Origin of the sequence: Rathayibacter tanaceti (genome assembly GCF_001634385.1) — a bacterium.
GTDB classification, from domain to species: Bacteria; Actinomycetota; Actinomycetes; order Actinomycetales; family Microbacteriaceae; genus Rathayibacter; species Rathayibacter tanaceti.
In genome coordinates this window covers 1-3104 of sequence record NZ_LIIN01000195.1, presented here as the reverse complement: position 1 = coordinate 3104, position 3104 = coordinate 1, and the positions used below count along the sequence as shown (strand labels likewise).

The window sequence follows — 3104 nt, the reverse complement described above, 5'->3', positions numbered from 1 at the left end:
GGCGCTGCTGCCCGGGCCGACGGCCGTGCGCACCTGGTGGTGCCCCTGGATCGGCGACGCCTCGCGTCCCGTCGACGCCGCGCTCGTGGCCGAACTGCGCGCGATCGTCGAGGAGTTCGCTCCGGACGAAGCCGTGATCCTCACCTCCTTCCACCAGTCGCCGCTCCCGCTCGCGCTGCTCCTGCGCCTGTGCGGAGTCGAGCGAATCACCGGCGCCTCGGTCGACTTCGCCGGCGCTCTGCTGGATGTGCGGCTGGTGCCCGGCGAGACGCTCGAGGAGGACCAGCCAGAGCCCGAGCGCGCCCTCGCCATCGCCGCGGCTGCCGGATTCACGATGCCGCGGGCGACGACGGCCGGCTCCGCGTGCGGCGCGAGGGCGCCCTGCCCGCCGCGCTCGAGGGGATCGGCCCGTACGTGGTCGTGCATCCCGGAGCAGCAGTGCCGGCCCGGATGTGGCCCGCGGCGAGCGCGCGCGCGCCGTCGAGCTGCTGGCCGACGCGGGCCTCGCGGTCGTCGTCACCGGCGGCCGGGGGCGAGCGTGCCCTCACGGGCCGACGTCGCCGGAGCCCGGGGCGTCGACCTCGGCGGAGCGACCGACTTCGCCGGCGCGGCCGAGGTGCTGGCGGGTGCCGACGTGGTCATCAGTGGCAACACCGGCCCGGCACACCTCGCCGCGGCCGTCGGCACCCCGGTCGTCAGCCTGTTCGCGCCGGTCGTCCCGGCGGTGCGCTGGGCGCCCTACGGGGTCCCGGTCGTGCTGCTGGGCGATCAGGAGGCGCCGTGCGCCGGCTCACGCGCGCAGGTCTGCCCGGTCCCGGGCCACCCCTGCCTCACGGGGGTGAGCGCCGAGGAGGCGGTCGCCGCCGCCCTCCGACTCCGACAGACGACTGCTCCGAGAGAGGCGATGGCATGAGGATCCTGCTCTGGCACGTGCACGGCGGCTGGGCCGACGCCTTCGTCCGCGGCGCGCACACCTCCCTGCTGCCGACCACCCCGGCCCGCGACGGCTGGGGCCTGGGCACGGGGGGCCGCGACTGGCCGAACGCCGTCGAGATCCCACCGGAGGAACTGCACGACACCGACGTCGACGCTGTGCTCCTCCAGCGCCCCGAGGAGCTGGCGGAGGCCGAGCGGCTGCTGGGCCGCCGGCTCGGCCGTGACGTGCCGGCCGTCTACGTCGAACACAACACCCCGCGCGGCGACGTGCCGGACAACCGGCATCCGCTCGCCGATCGCGACGACCTGCTGATCGTGCATGTCAGCCACTTCAACGCCCTGATGTGGGACACCGGCTCGACGCGCACGACCGTGATCGAGCACGGGATCCACGACCCCGGTCCGCTCTACACGGGCGAGCTCGCGCACGTTGGAGTCGTCGTCAACGAGCCGGTCCGCCGCGGCCGGGTCGCCGGCACCGACCTGCTCCCCCGCTTCGCCGCGGTCGCTCCGCTCGACGTGTTCGGGATGAAGACCGACCAACTCCCCTCGCTGCCCGGCCTGGCCGATGTCACGGTGCTCGGCGACGTGCGCACGCAGGCGATGCACGCGGCGCTGGCCCGCCGCCGCGTGTACCTGCACCCGTTCCGCTGGACCTCGCTCGGCCTGGCGCTGCTCGAGGCGATGCACCTCGGGATGCCCGTGGTGGCGCTCGACGTCACCGAGGCGGGCCGGGCCGTGCCTCCCGAGGCAGGCGCGATCTCGAACGACCTCGAGGAGCTCGTGGCCGCCTCCCGCCGGCTCGTCGAGGACCCGGAGCTCGCCGCGCGGGCCGGAGCGGTGGCCCGCGAGGCCGCCCTCGCCCGCTACGGCCTCGCCCGATTCCACCGCGACTGGGACGAGCTGCTCGCCGACCTCCCGCGTCGCCGCTCGACGCCGGCCCCCACTCTGCAAGGGAGCACCCGATGAAGCAGCACCTGCGCGCCGCCCGACCGCTCACCATCGCGATGGTCTCGGAGCACGCGAGCCCGCTCGCCACACTCGGCGGAGTCGACGCGGGCGGCCAGAACGTGCACGTCGCGGCCCTGGCCGACGCGCTCTCCCGCCGCGGGCACCGCGTGGTGGTCTACACCCGCCGCGACGACCCCTCCCTCCCCCGCCGCGTGCCCTTCGCCTCGGGTGTCGAGGTGGTGCACATCGACGCAGGACCGCCGAGGCGCGTCTCGAAGGACGAGCTGTTGCCGTTCATGGGCGACTTCGCGATCGACCTCGCCGAGGAGTGGCTGCAGGAGCGGCCCGATCTCGTGCACAGCCACTTCTGGATGTCCGGCGTCGCCGCGCTCGACGCCTCCGAGCAGGTGGAGCGGGCGACCGGACGCCGGGTTCCGGTGGTGCACACCTTCCACGCCCTCGGAGTGGTCAAACGCCGGCAACAGGGTGCGCTCGACACCAGCCCCGAGGAGCGCGCCTGGCTCGAGCCGGGCGTCGGCCAGCGGGCCGACGGGATCGTCGCGACCTGCTCCGACGAGGCGTTCGAGCTCAAGGGCCTCGGGGTGCCGACGGCGCGCATCTCTGTGGTGCCCTGCGGAGTCGACATCGACCGGTTCTCGGTGCGGGGCTCCCTCGCGCCGCGCGGCGAGCGCGCCCGGCTGATGACGATCGGGCGCCTAGTGCCCCGCAAGGGCATGGGCATCGCGATCGAGGCGCTGGCGCGGCTCGTCGAGGCGGGGCACGACGCCGAGCTCGTGGTCGTCGGTGGCTCTGGCTCGGGCGACGCTCTCACGGCCGACCCCGAGTACCAGCGGCTGCACGCGGTCGCCTCGAGCCTCGGAGTCGCGGACCGCGTCGACTTCGTCGGCCAGCTCTCGCAGACGGCGATGCCCGCGATGCTCCGCTCGGCCGACGTGGTGGTCTGCGCACCCTGGTACGAGCCGTTCGGCATCACCCCGCTGGAGGCGATGGCGTGCGGCGTGCCGGTGGTCGCCTCCTCGGTCGGCGGACTGATCGACACGGTGGTCGAGGACGTCACCGGGGTGCACGTGCCTCCGCGCGACCCCGGCGCCCTGGCCGCCGCCCTCGCGTCGCTGCTCGCCGACCCCGAGCGGGCCCGCGGCTACGGGGCCGCCGGCCGAGAGCGCGTGGAGCTCCCGCTACTCCTGGGACCGCGT

The 3104-nt window shown here is 75.0% G+C and carries 1 protein-coding gene and 2 pseudogenes; all 3 read left to right on the top strand.

The genetic code is table 11. The annotated features are described in order from the left end of the window. Window positions 1–913, top strand: a pseudogene (locus ACH61_RS14660) (glycosyltransferase family 9 protein); the annotation flags it as partial. Then, window positions 910–1905 (top strand): glycosyltransferase, encoded by a 996-nt coding sequence (locus ACH61_RS14655; protein WP_068213465.1) that lies wholly within the window; start codon window positions 910–912, stop codon window positions 1903–1905. The pseudogene ACH61_RS14660 and the gene ACH61_RS14655, both read left to right, overlap by 4 nt. After that, a pseudogene (locus ACH61_RS14650) lies at window positions 1902–3104 on the top strand (glycosyltransferase); the annotation flags it as partial. The gene ACH61_RS14655 and the pseudogene ACH61_RS14650, both read left to right, overlap by 4 nt.